We start from the raw sequence: 16,499 nt of genomic DNA, 5'->3' as shown, positions 1-16,499 counted from the left end.
TCTTGCCTCCATGGCGCTGACCCAAAGACTAGAGTTCCGCCAGTCGCAGTCGCTGGTGATGACGCCGCAGCTGATGCAGGCGATCAAGCTGCTGCAACTGTCGAACCTTGATCTGTCGGCCTTTGTCGAGGAAGAGCTGGAGCGCAATCCGCTGCTGGAGCGGGCGGCCGACGGACCGGAGCCGCCGGTGGCGGGCGAGCCCGCCATGGAGCGGCCGGACTACGGCGATTCCGACGGTTCCAGCAGCTATGGGGACGATGGCGACGCCTCCGACATGGCCGCAGGCCCAGGCGGCGAGGCCGGATTCGATCCCGGCCAGGAGGAATGGCTGAACCGCGACCTCGGCAGCCGCGCCGAAATCGAGCAGACGCTCGATACCCGCCTCGACAACGTGTTTTCCGAGGAGCCGGCGGAGGCGGCGGCGCGCGCCGCGCAGGATGCACCGCCATCGGTCTACACCGAATGGGGCGGCGGCGCCTCCAGCGACGACGAGTACAATCTCGAAGCTTTCGTGGCCGCCGAGCTGACGCTTGCCGACCACCTCGCCGAACAACTCGCGGTCGCGTTCTCGGCGCCGGCGCAGCGCATGATCGGGCAGTATCTGATCGACCTGGTCGACGACGCCGGCTACCTGCCGGCCGATCTCGGCCAGGCCGCCGAGCGGCTCGGTGCGTCGCAGCAAGCGGTCGACGAGGTCGTCGCCGTGCTGCAGAAGTTCGATCCGCCCGGCGTATGCGCGCGAAACCTGAGCGAATGCCTCGCGATCCAGCTGCGCGAGCTCGATCGCTACGATCCGGCGATGCAGGCGCTGGTCGAGCATCTCGACCTGCTCGCCAAGCGCGACATCGCGGCCTTGCGAAAGCTCTGCGGCGTCGACGACGAAGACATCACCGACATGATCGCCGAGATCCGCCGGCTCGACCCGAAGCCCGGACTGAAGTTCGGCACCGCGCGAACGCAAACCATGGTGCCCGACGTCTATGTGCGTCCGGGTCCCGACGGCGGCTGGCATGTCGAGCTCAACAGCGACACTCTGCCGCGCGTGCTGGTCAACCAGACCTATTACGCTGAACTGTCGAAGACGATCCGCAAGGACGGTGACAAGTCGTATTTCACCGATTGCTTGCAGAACGCGACCTGGCTGGTCCGCGCGCTCGATCAGCGCGCCCGCACCATCCTGAAGGTCGCGACCGAAATCGTCCGCCAGCAGGATGGTTTCTTCACTTATGGCGTCGCGCATTTGCGGCCGCTCAATCTGAAGGCGGTCGCGGACGCGATCCAGATGCATGAATCGACGGTGTCGCGCGTCACCGCCAACAAATACATGGCGACCAATCGCGGCAGTTTTGAATTGAAGTATTTTTTCACCGCCTCGATCGCGTCGGCCGACGGCGGCGAGGCGCATTCGGCCGAAGCGGTGCGTCATCACATCAAGCAATTGATCGACGGCGAGGCCCCGTCGGCGATCCTGTCCGACGACACGATCGTGGAACGTTTGCGCGCCTCGGGCATTGATATCGCCCGCCGTACCGTCGCGAAGTATCGCGAGGCGATGCGGATACCATCCTCGGTGCAGCGCCGCCGTGACAAACAGAGCATGCTCGGTAATGCCCTTTCGGCTCCTGCCTCCTCGTCCGACCGGTCGCGCGATACAGCCTCCGTTTAGGTTACTTCTTGAGCGTGACCCCGTTCGGGTACGGACCGGGCCATGCGCTCGTTGCGTTCGCGCCAAATCGGGATAGTCTCAATCTTTCCAGGTCGAGCGTCGTCCAGAAAGGGAGGTAACCGGAAGCCCAGCAAGCATCATGCTCCTGCAAGAGTGATCGAGGCATCCAGCAATTGAGGCATCAAATGACCCTTCGAATCTCGGGAAAGAGCATCAGCATCGGCGAGGCGCTTCGCGCGCGCGTCAGCGAGCGCACCGACGAGGTCCTGCGAAAGTATTTTGATGGCAACTATTCGGGTCACATCACGCTGAGCAAGGATGGCTTCGGCTTCCGAACCGATTGCGCGCTGCATCTGGATTCCGGCATCACGCTGGAAGCCGAATCCAACGCCACCGACGCCTATGCCAGCGCGGACGCCGCGCTCTTGATGATCGAGAAGCGCCTGCGCCGCTACAAGAGCCGGCTCAAGGATCGCTCCGCCCGCAAGACCTACGCCGCGACTGCCGCGCTTGCCGAATTGAACGGCGTCGGGCTCGACGCGCCGAGCTACGTCATCGAGGCGCCCGAGAACGAGGACGAGGTCACCGAATACAGCCCGGTGATCATTGCCGAGGCAACCACCGCGCTGAAGCGGCTGTCGGTCAGCGAAGCCGTGATGGAGCTCGATCTGACCGGCGCCTCCTGCCTGGTGTTCCAGCATGGCGGCAGCGGCCGGTTGAACATCATTTACCGCCGTACGGACGGCAATGTCGGCTGGGTCGATCCGCCGGCAGTGAGCCCTTGAGGATAGTTGGCAGATGGCATTGACGTCCGAAGCCGGCCCTGCTTATGGTCCGCCGCCTCCAGGAACAAGGGAGGCGGAACAGGGTTCGCAGGTGTTGGCACCGCCGATACGTTGGAGTAGAAGCCCTGCCAACCGGTCCCGGGCTAAGCCCGCATCCCACCTCATCTTCTTGACGCCGCCGCTGTAAAGCCTATTTCGCAACCTGACGGTCATTCACCTCGGAACGTCCCAATGCCGATTACCGATTTGGTCGCACCCGAGGCGATTCTCCCGGCTTTGAAAGTCATCAGCAAGAAGCAGGCGCTGCAGGAACTCGCCGCGCGTGCCTCCGCGCTGACCGGGCAGAATGAGCGCGCCATCTTCGAGGTGCTGCTGCAGCGCGAGAAGCTCGGCACCACGGCGGTCGGCTATGGCGTCGCCATTCCGCACGGCAAGCTGCCCAAGCTGGAGAAGCTGTTCGGCTTCTTCGCCCGCCTCGAACGCCCGATCGATTTCGAGGCGATGGACGGCCAGCCGGTCGATCTGATCTTCCTGCTGCTCGCACCGGAAGGCGCCGGCGCCGACCATCTCAAGGCGCTGGCGCGGATCGCCCGCCTGCTGCGCGACCAGGACGTCGCCAAGAAGCTGCGCGCCTCGCGCGACGCCCAGGCGATCTACTCGGTGCTCGCACTGCCGCCGGCGAGCGCGGCGTAAGTCCGCCTGCCGTACGATTTTGCGGGCGCTTGGCGGCCCGTGGTATAGTTCGTTCATGACGCGAACCGAAGCCCTCAGGAAGCTCCGTGACCAGGCCGATGCCATCAAGGCACTCGGGGCGACTTCGCTGTATCTATTTGGTTCGACTGCGCGCGACGAGGCTCGTGCAGGGAGTGATATTGATCTTTTCGTGGACTACGATCCTCGCAGCCGGTTCAATGCTCTCGACCTGGTCGCGACCAAGCGACTGCTCGAAGAGAGTCTCGGCGTCGAAGTCGATCTCACCACACGCAAAGGACTTCATCCACTGATTCGAGAGCGGATCGAGGCGGAGGCAACGCGGGTTTTCTGAATGATCGTGCGCTCCCCCTTGCATCGTATCCACGACATGCTCGAAAGCATCCGTGGCATCGAAAAGGCGTTGGCAGGAAAATCCATCCGCGACTACGAGCGCTCGTGGCTGCTGCGCTCCGCAATTGAACGCGGAATCGAAGTCATTTCGGAAGCGAGCCGCCACCTCGGCAGCGAGTTAAAGGCTCAGCACGAGAATGTCCGCTGGAAAGACATCGCAGGCATAGGCAACATCTTGCGGCATGATTACCAGCGCGTTGACGCCACGAGGTCAAGGATGATCTACCACCGCTGAAGGCCGCGCTGTTGGCGCTCAAGGCTTCATTGGAGTAGTCCGTAGCCCGGATGGAGCGAAGCGCAATCCGGAGCTACTCTAACTGCGGATAGTTCAGTCCCGGATTACGCTGCGCTCCATCCGGGCTACGGAGCGTTCGCAAACCTCTCAGCAGATCGTCGGCAGCAGACGGCGAACCTCGTCGAGCAGATCGGGGATTGCCTTCTCGTCATTGGCGAGATGCCGGAGCAGCGCGCTCTGGAACAGGCCGTCGAACAGCGCGTACAGCGCCGCCGGTGACGATGCCGGCCGCTTGTTGCCGAGCTCGGCGTAGCGCGTGGCGATGCGCCAGATCATCGCTTCCAGGCTCTTGTCGATCTCGAGCACGTCCTTGCGGAACGCCGGCTCGAACATCGCCTGCGAGCGCAGATCGTACCAGAGCCGATGCATGCGCGCTTCGTTTTCGAGCGTGGCCGCGAGCTTGGCGAGAAAACCTTCGGTCAATTCGTCGCGGCTGCGTGCTGTCGTCACCACCTCGTCATAGCGCGTCACGCATTTCGCCTTGTAGTGGCGGACGCAGCAGCAGATCAAATCGAGCTTGTCGCTGAAGTAGTAGTGAAACACGCCGTGCGTGAATGCGGAGTTTTGCGCGATCTCGCGCAGGCTGGTGCGCGCGAAGCCGAGCTCGCCAAGCGTCTCCAGCGCGGCCTCCGCGAGCTCGACGCGCCGCGCGTTGAACTTCTCGTCGCGCAGCGCCTCGGCCGCTACAGCCACCCGTTGGGCCGCTCCTGTCGCTTGCCGCGCCATTCCGTGCCTTCCCTCTGCTGCTTCCCTCGAGCAACTATACCGCGGCGACCGCGGCGCGCTCCATCTCTTCACAACCATCCTCTTTGACACTTGTCAAATTCAGACTTGACAAGTGTCAAGTTCCTGGACGAGGGTTGGCGAAATAATTTGGACAACCGTCAAGACGGCTGACCAATCGACGAACCAGGAGGAAATGCACCGCCGGGGCGCGCCAACGCTGCGCCCGCCGACGCCGGCCGCGATCACCATTGCGCTCCAAATGCGCAGGCCCCGGCCCGCGCTGCCTCTGTCAGCACCACCATCAATCGGCAAGCAAAGGGAGGACTACGTCATGAGTGGGAAGAGCCTTGAAGGCAGGAAAGCCCTGGTCACCGGCGGCGCCCGGGGGATTGGCGCGGCGATCGCGCAGGCATTGGCGCGGTCCGGCGCCGCGGTCATGATCGGTGACATTCTGGATGACGCCGGCAAGGCCAGCGCCGCCGAGATCGCCAAGGCCGGGGTCAAGACCGGCTTCGTCAAGCTCGACGTCACTGACGATGCGCAATGGGAGCGGGCCGCCGCAGCGACGGTCGAAACTCTCGGCGGCTTCGACATCCTGATCAACAATGCCGGCATCGAGATCACGTCGCTGGTCGCCGACATCAAGGCCGAGGACGCGCGCCGCATGTGCGACGTCAACATCGTCGGCACCGTGCTCGGCATGAAGCACGCCTTCCGCGCGATGCGGCCGGGCGGCGCCGCGGGCAAGGGCGGCGCGGTCGTCAATATCGCTTCGGTCGCGGCGACGATCGCCTTCCCGAGCATCGCGGTCTATTCCGGCACCAAATCCGCGGTCGACCGCATGACGCGGGTCGGCGCGATGGAAGCCGGCAAGCTCGGCTATGGCGTGCGCGTCAACTGCATCTATCCAGGCCTGATCCCGACTGACATGGGCCTGCAGCTCGCCAACGACATCGTGAAGATCGGTCTCGCGCCCGACGTCAACGCCGCTGTCGGTTCGGTGGTGGAGCAGACGCCGCTCGGCAAGCTCGCGGAGGTCTCCGACATCGCCGACGCCGCCGTGTTCCTGTGCTCGAACGATGCGCGATTCATCACCGGCATCGGCCTGCCGGTCGATGGCGGCATGGGCATGTAGCAACAAAGCCGACAACAAGCATTTCGGAGGATCGCAATGAGCGACAAGAAGCCCGTCATCGTCTATGGCGCTTCCGGCTATACCGGCCGGCTGGTCTGCGAATATCTGCGCGAGTACAACATCCCCTTCATCGCCGCTGGCCGCAGCGCCGAGAAGCTCAACGCCGCGATGAAGTCGAACGTGGCCGGCATCGAGACCGCCGACTACGAGGTCGTGTCGGTGCCGCACACCGTGGCCGCGCTGACCGAATTGTTCAAGGGCGCCTCGGTGGTGCTCAACACCGTGGGCCCCTTCGCCAAGTTCGGCGGCGAGGTGGTGCAGGCCTGCCTGGCTGCCAGGTGCCACTATACGGATACGACCGGCGAGCAGGACTGGCTGATCACGCTCGAGCACGAGTTTGGCACGAAATTCGCCAATGCCGGCCTGTTGCTGGCGCCGGGCATCGCGCAGATGTACACCACCGGCGAGATCGCCGCGCAGCTGTGCCTGGAAACGCCCGGCCTCGACACACTCGATATCGCCGTGTTCTGGGGCGGCAGCCCGACCATCGCCTCGACGCAGACCATCCTGGTCAACGCCGCGATGGCCAAGGCCTACTACCTGGAGCAGAACAAGTACGTCGAGCATCAGCCCGATGCCGGCCTCTACAACCTCGCCATCCCCGGCCAACACGAGCTGGCGCTGGCGCTGCCGTGGGGCGGCACATCGCACCCGGTGTGGTTCAAGCAGGATCCGCGCGTCGCCAACGTGAAGGTGCTGGGCGGCGTGTTCAATCGCGCGCTGATGCTGGGCGTGCCGCAGATCGTCGCCGCCGCGCTGGAGGCGACCAAGGACATGAAGCCCGACGAGCGCTACGCCGCGCTGGCACAGACCGCTGCCGGCGTGATGAACACCATGCCGCCGCGCGAGAACCCGCGTGTCAACAAGTCGCTGGATTCGGTGTATGCCTCCGGCCCGCTGGGGCGCGCGCACTGCGTCATCTACGGCAACAGCAACTACAAGCAGACCGGCATGTTGCAGGCCTATGCTGCCGCGCACCTGCTGCAGCAGCCGCCCAAGCGCGTAGGCTTCGCCTCCGGCTGTCAGGCGTTCGGTCATCGCGAGCTGCTCGGGCAATTGCGCAGCTTCGGCCTGGTCGGCAAGCCGGTCCTGACCGTGCATGATTGAGCTTGAGCCCCGCCCGGATCGGGGCTCGACACTCCGTTCCCTGAAGCGTTTTCGTTTTGCTCGAAAACGCACCTTCCGCGGGTGACGCAGTAGCGCGTCACCCGCCCCTTGCGCGAGACCTGCCATGCGCTTCATCGATTATCTCGATAAGGGTGCCTCGCTCGGCGCTGACGCGCCATGCCTCACGATGGACGGACGCGACCTCAGCTATGGCGAGGTGCAGCGGCTGAGCTACCGGATCGCGCGCGGGCTCGACCGGTCGGGCATCGCTCCCGGCGAGAAGGTCGCGATCCTGTCCGGCAACGATCCGCTCGCTTTCGCCTGCGTGTTCGGCATCTCGCGCGCGGCTGCCGTGTGGTGTCCGATCAATCCGCGCAACGAGGCGACCGAGAACAAGTTCATCCTCGATCAGTTCGATTGCAGCCTGCTGCTGTTTCATTCCAGCTTTGCGCCGATGGTCGAGGCGGTCCGGCAGGACCTGCCCAAGCTGCGCGCGCTGGTCTGTCTCGACGCCGAGCTGCCGTTCGCGCCGTCATTCGAGCGCTGGCTCGGCGGGCTTACTGATGATGTCTATCAGCGCGCCACGATCGACGATCTCGCGATGATCCCGGGGACCGGCGGCACCACCGGCAAGCCGAAGGGCGTGATGCTGTCGGGACGCAACATCGAGGCGATGACCGCGCTGACTCTGATGGGCTATCCGTTCAAGGGCCGCCCGATTTATCTCGCGCTGGCGCCGCTGACGCATGCCGCCGGCGTGCTCTGTTTCCCGATCATGACGCTGGGCGGCCGCGTCGTGATCATGCACCACCCTGACATCGGCGAGTTCCTGGCGCTGATCGAGCGCTACCGCGTCACCCATACCTTCCTGCCGCCGACCGTGATCTACATGCTGCTCGATCATCCCGGGCTCGACGCGGCCGATCGCGGCTCGCTGCAATGTTTCTGGTACGGCGCGGCACCGATCTCGGCGACGCGGCTAGCGGAAGCCTTGAAGCGGATCGGGCCGATGGCGCAGCTGTTCGGCCAGACCGAGGCGCCGATGATGATCTCGATGATGCCGCCCGCCGATCACTACAATCCGGACGGCACCATTGCGATGGAGCGACTCTCGTCGGCCGGGCGGATCGGCCCGCTGGTGCACGCCGGCATCATGGATGGCGACGGCAAGCTGTTGCCGGCGGGATCGCGCGGCGAGATCGTGGTGCGCGGTTCGCTTGTCATGGAAGGCTACTACAGGAACCCCGAGGCCACGCGCGAGGCTTCGGCGCATGGCTGGCACCACACCGGCGACATCGGCTACATCGACGGTGACGGCTATCTCTATATCGTCGATCGCGCCAAGGACATGATCATCACCGGCGGCTTCAACGTGTACTCAATCGAGGTCGAGAACGCGTTGCGCGCCCACGAGGCGGTGCAGGATTGCGCCGTCATCGGATTGCCTGACGACAAATGGGGCGAGCGGATCGTCGCCGTGGTGCAGCCGCGCGTCGGCCACACCGTCGATGCGTCAGCGCTCGCCGCTTTCGTCAAGCAGCAGATCGGCAGCATCAAGACGCCGAAGCAGATCGAGGTCTGGGACGATCTTCCGCGTTCCAAGGTCGGCAAGGTGCTGAAGCCGGACATCCGCGCGCGGCTGGTGCAACGCTAGCCCATGCGATCCGGTGTCTACCTCTTACCGTACTCGGTGAACACGTAGTCGCGATACTGTACCACCGTGTGGCACGCATAGCCGCACTTTGCGTCGTTTTCCTGCGGCGGATTGTCGGCCGTGGTGGCGGGCCTGAACGCATCCGAGGCGGGATCATACTCGAACGCGCCGTATCCCCATCCGCCGCTGTCGGCGAACCTCTTGCTGTCCTTGACCATGAAGTCGACGTCGTGCTGCGCGCCCGGCACCGTCGGCTGACCGGGATACGCCTCCTGCTTCTTCGGGATCCAGTGGATCTTCGCCATCTTGGCGCCGTCCGGGAACGGCTTGCCATTGCCGGGTATGCCTTCCCGGAAGGCGCCGATCATCGCCGGATTGCCCAGGATCGCGGCGATGACGCCTTCGTTCTCGCTGATCGCGATCACGGGCCAGTCCTCGTATCCCCTGAACTCGGAGAACGCGAGACCGTTGGGCACCTGCAGGCTGTACTTGTCCTGCGCGGAAATCGCGACACCTGTCGCGAGGACGGAAATCGACACCGAAGCAACGAGATTGATCAGCGAGCTCTTCTGCATGGTCGCATCTCCTTCAATCGATTTGGCGGCGAATGATTCGTGCTGGAAATTCCTTGTCGCAGTGCTTCTCGCGGGAACTTATTACAGCACGGAAATGCACAGAGCGAAATGGAGCTGCGGCCATGGTCCGCTGCCCAAGCCTGTGCAATGAATTGCTCAAGTTGAGCGAGCTTTCGCTTGGCGATCGAAGACACGAGCACCTATTGACAACCAGCCGATGACGCCGGAAGACGGACGCGCGCAACGAACCAGGGATGACTGATGTCCCGCGATTTTCGCCTTGATCGCGTTCCCGTCGACGTTCTCGCTTACGAGCTCGCCGAAGAGAGGGCGAGTGCGCTCGGCCGCATGGGCCGCGCGCTGGAACAGGCACTCGCCAAGCTGCGCGAGTTCGATGCCGCCCATCCGCGCGCTGAAACATCGACGTCAACACAACAGGCACGGCGCCTCCTGGTGCGGGAGGCCGGCCATGCGCTCTGGATGTTCGTGGTGCAGCGGGAAGCCTGCGGGCTGCGCAACAACCGCATGCTGATGCGCGACTACAACGTGCCCGGCGAGGTGCAGCTCAGCATGGGCCCGATGCTCGCCACGTCGACCTCATCGCCATAAAAAATGCGCAGGCCCCCTCAGTGACGAAGCAGGCCCGCGCATTGAATTCGCGGATGCTGAATTCAGCCGTAGATTTGCGTCAGTGGACGCTGACAGCCTGCAGCTCGTTGCTCCACGCATTCGCGACCGCGGCTTCGCGGCTGTCGGTCAGCATGATCGGCGTGCCGTCGGCGGCGTGCAGTGCGAACAGTTTGAGGCCCGGCGCGATCTTCGGCGCCTGTGGAAAGAGATCCGGCACGTCCTCGGAGCGGACCTGCTTCACGTAGGCGATATGACCTTCGCCCAGATGGGCCAGCGCTTCCGGCGTGACGCTCTCGGATTCGATGGTGGTGGTACTCAGTTCACTCATGGTCTCGACTCCTCAGTCAGATAAGCGGTCGAGTCCGCTCGTTGTTTCTATTATTCGTGCTCATTGATAGCGATTGTCTTAATGACCCGTTCAGGTTCCGGCCTAGCCAGGTCGATCGACAACAACCCGTTCTTCAGATCCGCGCCCAGCACATGCATCCCCTCCGCCAGCACGAAGGTGCGCTGGAAGTGGCGCGCGGCGATGCCGCGATGGATGTATTGCCGGGCCTTGTCGTCCTGCTGGCGGCCGCGGATGACGAGCTGATTTTCCTCAATAGTTACATCGAGTTGGTCGCGGGTGAAGCCCGCCACCGCCAGCGTGATGCGCAGCCGCTCAGGCTGCCCGTTGGTACGGTCGCACCGCTCGATGTTGTACGGAGGATAGCCGTCGGCGCCCTTCACGACGCGGTCGAGCGCACGCTCGATCTCGTCGAATCCCAGAAGGAACGGACTGGACAACGATGGAACACGAGACATTACAAAGTCCTCTCGAAGCGACTTTGAGGGGCCCTTGCGGCGCCCCATGCAACCGGCGGGCCGTCTGGCCTCCGGTCAGTGAGGGATATGGGGGCGATCTGGATAGCGTTCAAGCAGCCCCGAAACCAGCCTAAACGCCCGCAACATGGGGGTAAATTCTTCCCGATCGGTTACTCCCCGACGCGCTTGCGGCCATCGGCGGTAAAAAGATGCAGCTTGTCGCGGGGGGCGACGGCCCGGATCCGCTCGCCGATGGCGGGACCCGAGACGCCGGGAACCCGGACGATCACCTCACCGGGCGGCAGCTCGCCCGGATTGGCGGCAACGCCCTGCTCCTCGCGCTGGCGGCTGCCGTAGACGAAGGTCTCGGCGCCGACATGCTCGATCGCCTCGACGGTGAGGCCGAGCGCGACGCCGCCGGATGCGGTCTCGCTCGAGATCACGAAATCCTCCGGCCGGATCCCGACAATGCCGGCGCCGTCGGCGCCCGTGATCTGGGACTTCAGCTCGTCCGCGCGCAGCGGCATCAGGTTCATCGGCGGGGCGCCGATGAAGGAGGCGACGAAGGTGGTCGCCGGCTTCTGGTAGATGTCCAGCGGATTACCGACCTGCTCGACCTGGCCGCCGTTCATGACGACGAGGATGTCGGCGAGCGTCATCGCCTCGAGCTGGTCGTGGGTGACGTAGATCGACGTGGTGTTGAGCCGGCGCTGCAGCTTGCGGATCTCGACCCGCATCGCGATGCGCAACTTGGCGTCGAGGTTCGACAGCGGCTCGTCGAACAGGAACACTTTCGGCTGGCGCACGATGGCGCGGCCCATCGCGACGCGCTGGCGCTGGCCGCCGGAAAGCTGGCGCGGCTTGCGCTCCAGCATCGGCGAGAGCTCGAGGACGCGCGCGGCTTCCTCGACGCGGGTCTTGATCTCGGCCTCGGCCATGCCGCGGTTGCGCAGGCCGTAGGCCATGTTGTTGTAGACGCTCATATGCGGATAGAGCGCGTAGTTCTGGAACACCATCGCGATGTCGCGATCAGCAGGCTCGACCTGGTTCACGACGCGGCCGCCGATGTCGATCTCGCCGCCGGTGATGGTCTCGAGCCCCGCGACCATGCGGAGCAGCGTGGACTTGCCGCAGCCGGATGGGCCGACCAGCACGCAGAACTGGCCGTCGCCGACGTCGACATCGACACCCTTGATGGCCTCGAAGCCGCCGGGATAGGTCTTGCGGACGCTGCGCAGCGTGACGTTAGCCATTACTTTTCCGTCTCCACCAATCCGCGCACGAACAGTTTCTGCATCACGACGACGACGAACACCGGCGGCAGCATCGCGAGCAACGCGGTCGCCATCACGATCGGCCATTCGGTCAGCGCGTCCGTCGTCGTGATCATCTTGCGGATGCCGACCTGGATGGTCTGCATGTCGTCGCGCGTGGTGATCAACAGCGGCCAGAGGTACTGATTCCAGCCGAGGATGAAGAGGATCACGAACAGCGCGGCCATGTTGGTGCGCGACAGCGGCAGCAGCGTATCCCAGAAGAAGCGGAACGGGCCTGCGCCGTCGATCCGCGAAGCCTCCAGCAATTCATCCGGCACGGTCATGAAGAACTGGCGGAACAGCAGCGTCGCGGTGGCCGACGCAATCAGCGGCAGCGACAGGCCGGCATAGCTGTCGAGCAGATGCAGATCGGCGACGATCTTGTAGGTCGGATAGATGCGTACCTCGACCGGCAGCATCAACGTGATGAAGATGATCCAGAAGATCGCCATCCGGAACGGAAACCGGAAATACACGATCGCGTAGGCCGAGATGATCGAGATCGCGATTTTGCCGACCGCGATCAAGAGCGCCATGACCAGCGAGTTCAGCATCATGTGGAGCACCGGCTCGCGGGTCGAGCCGCTCGTGCCGACAAACAGCGTCTGGTAGTAGGTCTGGAGGAAATGGCCGCCGGGCAGCAGCGACATCTGGCCGTTGGCGATCACGGCGTTGTCCTGGGTCGAGGCGACCAGCGCGAGATAGACCGGGAAGGCGACGATCGCGATCCCGATCCACAGGATGGCGTGAGCCAGATAGCGCTGGAAGCCTTCCTCCTCGACCATCAGTAGGTCACCTTGCGTTCGACGAAGCGGAACTGGATCGCCGTCAGCATGACGACGATGACCATCAGGATGACCGACTGCGCCGCCGACGAGCCGAGATTGCCGCCGAGCAGGCCGTCCGTATAGACCTTGTAAACCAGCGTCTCGGTCGCCTTGCCGGGACCGCCGCGGGTCATGGTGTCGATGATGCCGAAAGTGTCGAAGAAGGCGTAGACGATGTTGATGACCAAGAGGAAGAAGATGGTCGGCGACAGCAGCGGGAAGATCACGGTCCAGAACCGCCGCATCGGCCGGGCGCCGTCGATCGCGGCGGCCTCGATCACGCTTTTCGGGATGCTCTGCAGCCCGGCGAGGAAGAACAGGAAATTGTAGGAGATCTGCTTCCAGGCCGCGGCGAGGATGATCAGGGCCGCCGCCTGGTCGCCGTCGAGCAGCGGATTCCAGTCGATGCCCATGGCGCGCAGATAGCGCGACAGCACGCCGAGCGAGGGGTGCAGCATGAACACCCAGAGTACGCCGACCACCGGCGGGGCCACCGCATAGGGCCAGATCAGCAGCGTGCGATACAGCGTCGAGCCGCGCAGTGGCCTGTCAGCCATGACCGCGAGCAGCAGCGCGAAGGACAGCGAGGAGACCGCGATCGCGAACGAGAACACGAAGGTCCGGACGATCGCCGCGAAATAGGCCGGGTCCTTGAACAGCTCGAGATAGTTCTCGAACCAGACGAAGCTGGTGGAGAGGCCGAAGGCGTCCTGCAGCAGGAAGGACTGGATCACCGCTTGCACGGCCGGCCAGTAGAAAAAGATCAGGACGATCGCGAGTTGCGGGGCAACCAGCGCGTAAGGCAACAGCTTTGACTGGAAAATCGCTTGCTTTTGCATGGGCTCGGAGGAAGGGCAGGCCGCGGATGCGGCCTGCCGGTTGATCGCCCTAAAGCGCGATGAGATGAGCTTGGATCGTCATCGCGCTTTAGCTTGTCGTCTGGGCATGATCTTTTCGGAAAGCCGCTTCGCACTTTTCCGGATCATGCCCGAAGGCATCATGTCAGCGGACGGCGGTCTTTTCAAACTGCCGCAGCATCTGGTTGCCGCGCTCGACGGCGGCGTCCAGCGCCTGCTTGGCGGTCTTCTTGCCGGCCAGCGCCTGCTCGATCTCCTCCGACCACATGTCGCGCAGCTGCACCATGTTGCCGAGGCGCAGACCGCGGGAATTCGCGGTCGGCTCCTTGTTGGTGAGCTCGAGCAGCGGGGTCTCGAGATAGGGCTGGTCCTTGTAGAAGCCTTCTTCCTTGGCCTTGGCGTAGGCGGCCTTGGTGATCGGCAGATAACCCGAGGCCTTGTGGATCCAGACCTGGCGGTCGGTGTCCGAGAGGAAGGTCAGGAACTTGGCCACGCCCTTGTATTCCTCGGCCGACTTGCCGCCCATCACCCAGAGCGAGGCGCCGCCGATGATCGAGTTCTGCGGCGCGCCCTTGGCGTCGGGATAATACGGCATCGGCGCCGCGGTGAAGTTGAACTTGGCCTGCGCCTTGACGTTGCCGAAGAAGGCCGACGAGGTCAGGTAGATCGGGCATTCGCCCGAGGTGAAGCGGCCTTCGCCGGTGTTGGTGCGGCCGGCATAGTCGTAGGTCTTGTCCTTCTGCAGCTCGACGAGGCTCTCGAGATGCTTGACCTGCAGCGGGCCGTTGAATTCGAGCACGGTGTCGAAGCCGTCGAGGCCATTGGCCTTGCTGGCGAGCGGCACATTGTGCCAGGCCGAGAGCTGTTCGAGATTGACCCAGGTGACCCACGAGCCGGAGAAGCCGCAGGTGTTATAGCCGGCTGCCTTCAGCTTCTTGGCGTCGTCGAACACTTGCGGCCAGGTCTTCGGAATCTCCGCGATGTTGGCCTTCTTCAGCGCATCGAGATTGATCCACATCACCGTCGACGACGAGTTGAAGGGGAACGACAGCATCTCGCCCTTGGAGGTCGAGTAGTAGCCGGTGATCGCGGGCAGATAGACGCCCGGATCGAACTTCTCGCCGGCGTCGGCCATCAGCTTGTAGACCGGTTTGACGGCGCCGGTGGCGGCCATCATCGTCGCGGTGCCGACCTCGAACACCTGCATGATATGCGGCGCGTTGCCGGCGCGGAACGCGGCGATGCCGGCGTTCATGGTGTCGGCGTAGCCGCCCTTGTAGGTCGGGATCACCTTGTAGTCGGATTGCGAGGCGTTGAAGTCGTTGGCCAGCTTGACGATGACGTCGTTGTTGGCGCCGGTCATCGCGTGCCACCACTGGATCTCGGTCACCGCGAACGCGGGCGACGCGAATGCAAGCGCGGCAGCGGCTGCCGCGGCAGCGCCTAGTCGTCGAAAGAACATCAAAACCCCTCCCAATTGGAACATCATCTTTCGTTGCGCGCGTTATCAGCGCCGGATGACGTTCAAATGACCGTATAAACGAAAGTCATGGTAGGGGGGAAGCCGAAGCGAAGGGAAGCGGTAAAAAAGGCGAAGACCGCAGCCGGCTCCGTGCGGTGCAGCGCCAAACGCGACGTTGCACCGCAGTGTTGATGCGTCGGCCGGTTCGATACGGGCCGACGCTCCAGCTTTGTCCTGACACGAACCGGTGCGCATCCCGCATCGCGTGCGGGACAGGCTCGAAAACGCCTTTAGCGCTTGCGCTGGGGACCGCAGACGACGCCCTTCTCAACCAGGCCGTTGATCTCGTCCTTCGAGTAGCCGAACTCGCCGAGCACTTCCGCGGCGTGCTGGCTGAACTTCGGCGGCGTCCGGCGCAGGTTCGGCTTGGTGCGTTCGAGGCGGATCGGCGAGGCGACGCCCTTGTACCAATCCTTCTCGATGACGTCGCCGCGATGAATGGTGTGCGGGTTGGTCAGCGCCTGGTCGATCTTCTGCACCGGGCCAGCGGGCAGGCCGGCGGCGAGCAGCCGGTTGCACAGCGGCTCGGCCTCGTGCTGGCTGAACACCGCGGCCAGCTCGACGCGGAGCGCATCGCGGTTGGCGATGCGGTCCTTGTTGCGGGCAAAGCGCGGGTCGGTGCCGAGCTCGGGCTTGCCGATCTCCTTGGCGAGCTTGCGGAAGGTTCCGTCATTGCCGACGCCGATGAAGATGTTGTCGGTCTTGGTCGGGAAGATCGCGTACGGAACGAGGTTGGGATGCTCGTTGCCGGTGAGCGACGGCGGCTTGCCGTGCATGAAGTAGTTCGCGGTGTGCGGATGCATGATCGCGAGCCCGGTCTCGTACAGCGTCGTCTCGATGAACTGGCCGAGCCCCGAGCGCTGCCGCTCCGACAGCGCCATCAGGATGCCGATCGTGGCGTAGAGCCCGGTGGTGATGTCGACCAGCGGCACGCCGATCCGCATCGGGCCGCTCTCCGGCGAGCCGGTCGCCGCGATCATGCCGGTCATCGCCTGGATGATCGCGTCATAGCCGGGATTGCCGCCGCGCGGGCCGTCGGCGCCGAAGCCGGAGATCCGGCAATGCACGAGGCGCGGAAATTTCGCGCGCAGCACGTCGTTGCCGATGCCCCATTTGTCGAGCGTGCCGGGCTTGAAATTCTCGATCAGCACGTCGGCGGTCTCGAGCATCTTCATCAGCACCGCGCGTCCGCCCTCGGAAGCGAGGTCGAGGCCGATCGAGCGCTTGTTGCGGTTGATGCCGACGAAATAGGCCGCGTCTTCTTCGTGGAAGGGAGGACCCCAGTCTCGCACCTCGTCGCCGGCGGGCGGCTCGACCTTGATCACGTCGGCGCCGTGGTCGGCGAGAATCTGGGTGCAATACGGACCGCCGAGCACGCGCGTCAGATCGATCACGCGCAGGCCGGTCATCGCGCCCGTAGCCGCTGGGGTATTCAT

The 16,499-nt window shown here is 64.1% G+C and carries 18 protein-coding genes; 9 read left to right on the top strand and 9 right to left on the bottom strand.

Annotated features, from left to right (window positions below):
- Positions 1 to 10 precede the first annotated feature (10 nt).
- The 5 genes from rpoN (at position 11) to J2R80_RS06080 (ending at position 3,790) form a co-directional block, all read left to right on the top strand.
- On the top strand, positions 11 to 1,666 hold the full coding sequence (gene rpoN, locus J2R80_RS06100) for an RNA polymerase factor sigma-54 (RefSeq protein ID WP_076833777.1): 1,656 nt from the start codon (positions 11 to 13) through the stop codon (positions 1,664 to 1,666).
- Between the two features lie 185 nt (positions 1,667 to 1,851).
- Positions 1,852 to 2,451 (top strand): ribosome hibernation-promoting factor, HPF/YfiA family, encoded by a 600-nt coding sequence (gene hpf, locus J2R80_RS06095; RefSeq protein WP_028337939.1) that lies wholly within the window; start codon positions 1,852 to 1,854, stop codon positions 2,449 to 2,451.
- Between the two features lie 231 nt (positions 2,452 to 2,682).
- A complete protein-coding gene (gene ptsN, locus J2R80_RS06090) occupies positions 2,683 to 3,144 on the top strand; it encodes a PTS IIA-like nitrogen regulatory protein PtsN (protein ID WP_016843543.1) in 462 nt (153 codons plus the stop codon).
- Positions 3,145 to 3,199: 55 nt separating this feature from the next.
- Positions 3,200 to 3,496: a nucleotidyltransferase family protein gene (locus tag J2R80_RS06085; RefSeq protein ID WP_057020394.1), complete on the top strand. Its 297-nt coding sequence runs from the start codon at positions 3,200 to 3,202 to the stop codon at positions 3,494 to 3,496.
- On the top strand, positions 3,497 to 3,790 hold the full coding sequence (locus J2R80_RS06080) for a DUF86 domain-containing protein (RefSeq protein ID WP_253638185.1): 294 nt from the start codon (positions 3,497 to 3,499) through the stop codon (positions 3,788 to 3,790).
- Between the two features lie 147 nt (positions 3,791 to 3,937).
- On the opposite strand, the gene J2R80_RS06075 is transcribed toward J2R80_RS06080, so the two are convergent.
- Positions 3,938 to 4,543 (bottom strand): TetR/AcrR family transcriptional regulator, encoded by a 606-nt coding sequence (locus J2R80_RS06075; protein WP_026192040.1) that lies wholly within the window; start codon positions 4,541 to 4,543, stop codon positions 3,938 to 3,940.
- 364 nt (positions 4,544 to 4,907) lie between these two features.
- Here J2R80_RS06075 and J2R80_RS06070 point away from each other — a divergent pair, with 364 nt between their 5' ends.
- From J2R80_RS06070 to J2R80_RS06060, 3 genes are all read left to right on the top strand, one after another.
- Positions 4,908 to 5,711 carry an SDR family NAD(P)-dependent oxidoreductase gene (locus J2R80_RS06070; RefSeq protein ID WP_016843541.1) on the top strand — a complete coding sequence of 268 codons (804 nt, stop codon included), beginning with the start codon at positions 4,908 to 4,910 and terminating at the stop codon, positions 5,709 to 5,711.
- Between the two features lie 36 nt (positions 5,712 to 5,747).
- A complete protein-coding gene (locus tag J2R80_RS06065; protein WP_057020397.1) occupies positions 5,748 to 6,878 on the top strand; it encodes a DUF5938 domain-containing protein in 1,131 nt (376 codons plus the stop codon).
- A 124-nt stretch (positions 6,879 to 7,002) separates the two neighbouring features.
- Positions 7,003 to 8,532 carry an AMP-binding protein gene (locus J2R80_RS06060; protein WP_253638184.1) on the top strand — a complete coding sequence of 510 codons (1,530 nt, stop codon included), beginning with the start codon at positions 7,003 to 7,005 and terminating at the stop codon, positions 8,530 to 8,532.
- 17 nt (positions 8,533 to 8,549) lie between these two features.
- Here J2R80_RS06060 and J2R80_RS06055 read toward each other — a convergent pair whose 3' ends face one another.
- Positions 8,550 to 9,107 (bottom strand): cytochrome P460 family protein, encoded by a 558-nt coding sequence (locus tag J2R80_RS06055; RefSeq protein ID WP_253638183.1) that lies wholly within the window; start codon positions 9,105 to 9,107, stop codon positions 8,550 to 8,552.
- Between the two features lie 261 nt (positions 9,108 to 9,368).
- On the opposite strand from J2R80_RS06055, the gene J2R80_RS06050 reads away from it, so the two are divergent.
- Positions 9,369 to 9,716 (top strand): DUF6665 family protein, encoded by a 348-nt coding sequence (locus J2R80_RS06050; RefSeq protein WP_253638182.1) that lies wholly within the window; start codon positions 9,369 to 9,371, stop codon positions 9,714 to 9,716.
- A gap of 79 nt (positions 9,717 to 9,795) precedes the next feature.
- Here J2R80_RS06050 and J2R80_RS06045 read toward each other — a convergent pair whose 3' ends face one another.
- The 7 genes from J2R80_RS06045 to J2R80_RS06015 all read right to left on the bottom strand — a co-directional run bounded on the left by J2R80_RS06045 (position 9,796) and on the right by J2R80_RS06015 (position 16,499).
- The gene (locus tag J2R80_RS06045; protein ID WP_016843536.1) at positions 9,796 to 10,065 is read right to left on the bottom strand and encodes a DUF1150 domain-containing protein; all 270 of its coding nucleotides are present in this window, start codon (positions 10,063 to 10,065) and stop codon (positions 9,796 to 9,798) included.
- A gap of 50 nt (positions 10,066 to 10,115) precedes the next feature.
- On the bottom strand, positions 10,116 to 10,541 hold the full coding sequence (locus J2R80_RS06040; RefSeq protein ID WP_057020402.1) for an Hsp20 family protein: 426 nt from the start codon (positions 10,539 to 10,541) through the stop codon (positions 10,116 to 10,118).
- A 170-nt stretch (positions 10,542 to 10,711) separates the two neighbouring features.
- Complete coding sequence (locus tag J2R80_RS06035; RefSeq protein ID WP_018269287.1) at positions 10,712 to 11,794, bottom strand: sn-glycerol-3-phosphate import ATP-binding protein UgpC; 1,083 nt, start codon at positions 11,792 to 11,794, stop codon at positions 10,712 to 10,714.
- Complete coding sequence (gene ugpE, locus J2R80_RS06030) at positions 11,794 to 12,642, bottom strand: sn-glycerol-3-phosphate ABC transporter permease UgpE (RefSeq protein WP_057020404.1); 849 nt, start codon at positions 12,640 to 12,642, stop codon at positions 11,794 to 11,796. The genes J2R80_RS06035 and ugpE overlap by 1 nt, the downstream gene beginning before the upstream one ends.
- Entirely contained in the window at positions 12,642 to 13,523 is an 882-nt protein-coding gene (gene ugpA / locus J2R80_RS06025) for a sn-glycerol-3-phosphate ABC transporter permease UgpA (RefSeq protein ID WP_229191596.1), read from the bottom strand. The genes ugpE and ugpA overlap by 1 nt, the downstream gene beginning before the upstream one ends.
- A 163-nt stretch (positions 13,524 to 13,686) precedes the next feature.
- Complete coding sequence (gene ugpB, locus J2R80_RS06020) at positions 13,687 to 15,003, bottom strand: sn-glycerol-3-phosphate ABC transporter substrate-binding protein UgpB (RefSeq protein WP_076833789.1); 1,317 nt, start codon at positions 15,001 to 15,003, stop codon at positions 13,687 to 13,689.
- A 290-nt stretch (positions 15,004 to 15,293) separates the two neighbouring features.
- Complete coding sequence (locus J2R80_RS06015; RefSeq protein WP_076833791.1) at positions 15,294 to 16,499, bottom strand: CaiB/BaiF CoA-transferase family protein; 1,206 nt, start codon at positions 16,497 to 16,499, stop codon at positions 15,294 to 15,296.

Source organism: Bradyrhizobium sp. USDA 4541, assembly GCF_024171085.1.
Taxonomy (GTDB): Bacteria; Pseudomonadota; Alphaproteobacteria; order Rhizobiales; family Xanthobacteraceae; genus Bradyrhizobium; species Bradyrhizobium australafricanum.
This window is presented reverse-complemented; position numbering and strand designations above follow the sequence as displayed.

Excerpts from the sequence above, each read along its gene's own strand:
- rpoN (WP_076833777.1), top strand. The coding sequence starts at position 11 with ATGGCGCTGACCCAAAGACTAGAGTTCCGCCAGTCGCAGTCGCTGGTG.
- hpf (WP_028337939.1), top strand. The coding sequence starts at position 1,852 with ATGACCCTTCGAATCTCGGGAAAGAGCATCAGCATCGGCGAGGCGCTT.
- ptsN (WP_016843543.1), top strand. The coding sequence starts at position 2,683 with ATGCCGATTACCGATTTGGTCGCACCCGAGGCGATTCTCCCGGCTTTG.
- J2R80_RS06085 (WP_057020394.1), top strand. The coding sequence starts at position 3,200 with ATGACGCGAACCGAAGCCCTCAGGAAGCTCCGTGACCAGGCCGATGCC.
- J2R80_RS06080 (WP_253638185.1), top strand. The coding sequence starts at position 3,497 with ATGATCGTGCGCTCCCCCTTGCATCGTATCCACGACATGCTCGAAAGC.
- J2R80_RS06070 (WP_016843541.1), top strand. The coding sequence starts at position 4,908 with ATGAGTGGGAAGAGCCTTGAAGGCAGGAAAGCCCTGGTCACCGGCGGC.
- J2R80_RS06065 (WP_057020397.1), top strand. The coding sequence starts at position 5,748 with ATGAGCGACAAGAAGCCCGTCATCGTCTATGGCGCTTCCGGCTATACC.
- J2R80_RS06060 (WP_253638184.1), top strand. The coding sequence starts at position 7,003 with ATGCGCTTCATCGATTATCTCGATAAGGGTGCCTCGCTCGGCGCTGAC.
- J2R80_RS06055 (WP_253638183.1), bottom strand. The coding sequence starts at position 9,107 with ATGCAGAAGAGCTCGCTGATCAATCTCGTTGCTTCGGTGTCGATTTCC.
- J2R80_RS06050 (WP_253638182.1), top strand. The coding sequence starts at position 9,369 with ATGTCCCGCGATTTTCGCCTTGATCGCGTTCCCGTCGACGTTCTCGCT.
- J2R80_RS06045 (WP_016843536.1), bottom strand. The coding sequence starts at position 10,065 with ATGAGTGAACTGAGTACCACCACCATCGAATCCGAGAGCGTCACGCCG.
- J2R80_RS06040 (WP_057020402.1), bottom strand. The coding sequence starts at position 10,541 with ATGTCTCGTGTTCCATCGTTGTCCAGTCCGTTCCTTCTGGGATTCGAC.
- J2R80_RS06035 (WP_018269287.1), bottom strand. The coding sequence starts at position 11,794 with ATGGCTAACGTCACGCTGCGCAGCGTCCGCAAGACCTATCCCGGCGGC.
- ugpE (WP_057020404.1), bottom strand. The coding sequence starts at position 12,642 with ATGGTCGAGGAGGAAGGCTTCCAGCGCTATCTGGCTCACGCCATCCTG.
- ugpA (WP_229191596.1), bottom strand. The coding sequence starts at position 13,523 with ATGCAAAAGCAAGCGATTTTCCAGTCAAAGCTGTTGCCTTACGCGCTG.
- ugpB (WP_076833789.1), bottom strand. The coding sequence starts at position 15,003 with ATGTTCTTTCGACGACTAGGCGCTGCCGCGGCAGCCGCTGCCGCGCTT.
- J2R80_RS06015 (WP_076833791.1), bottom strand. The coding sequence starts at position 16,499 with ATGAATACCCCAGCGGCTACGGGCGCGATGACCGGCCTGCGCGTGATC.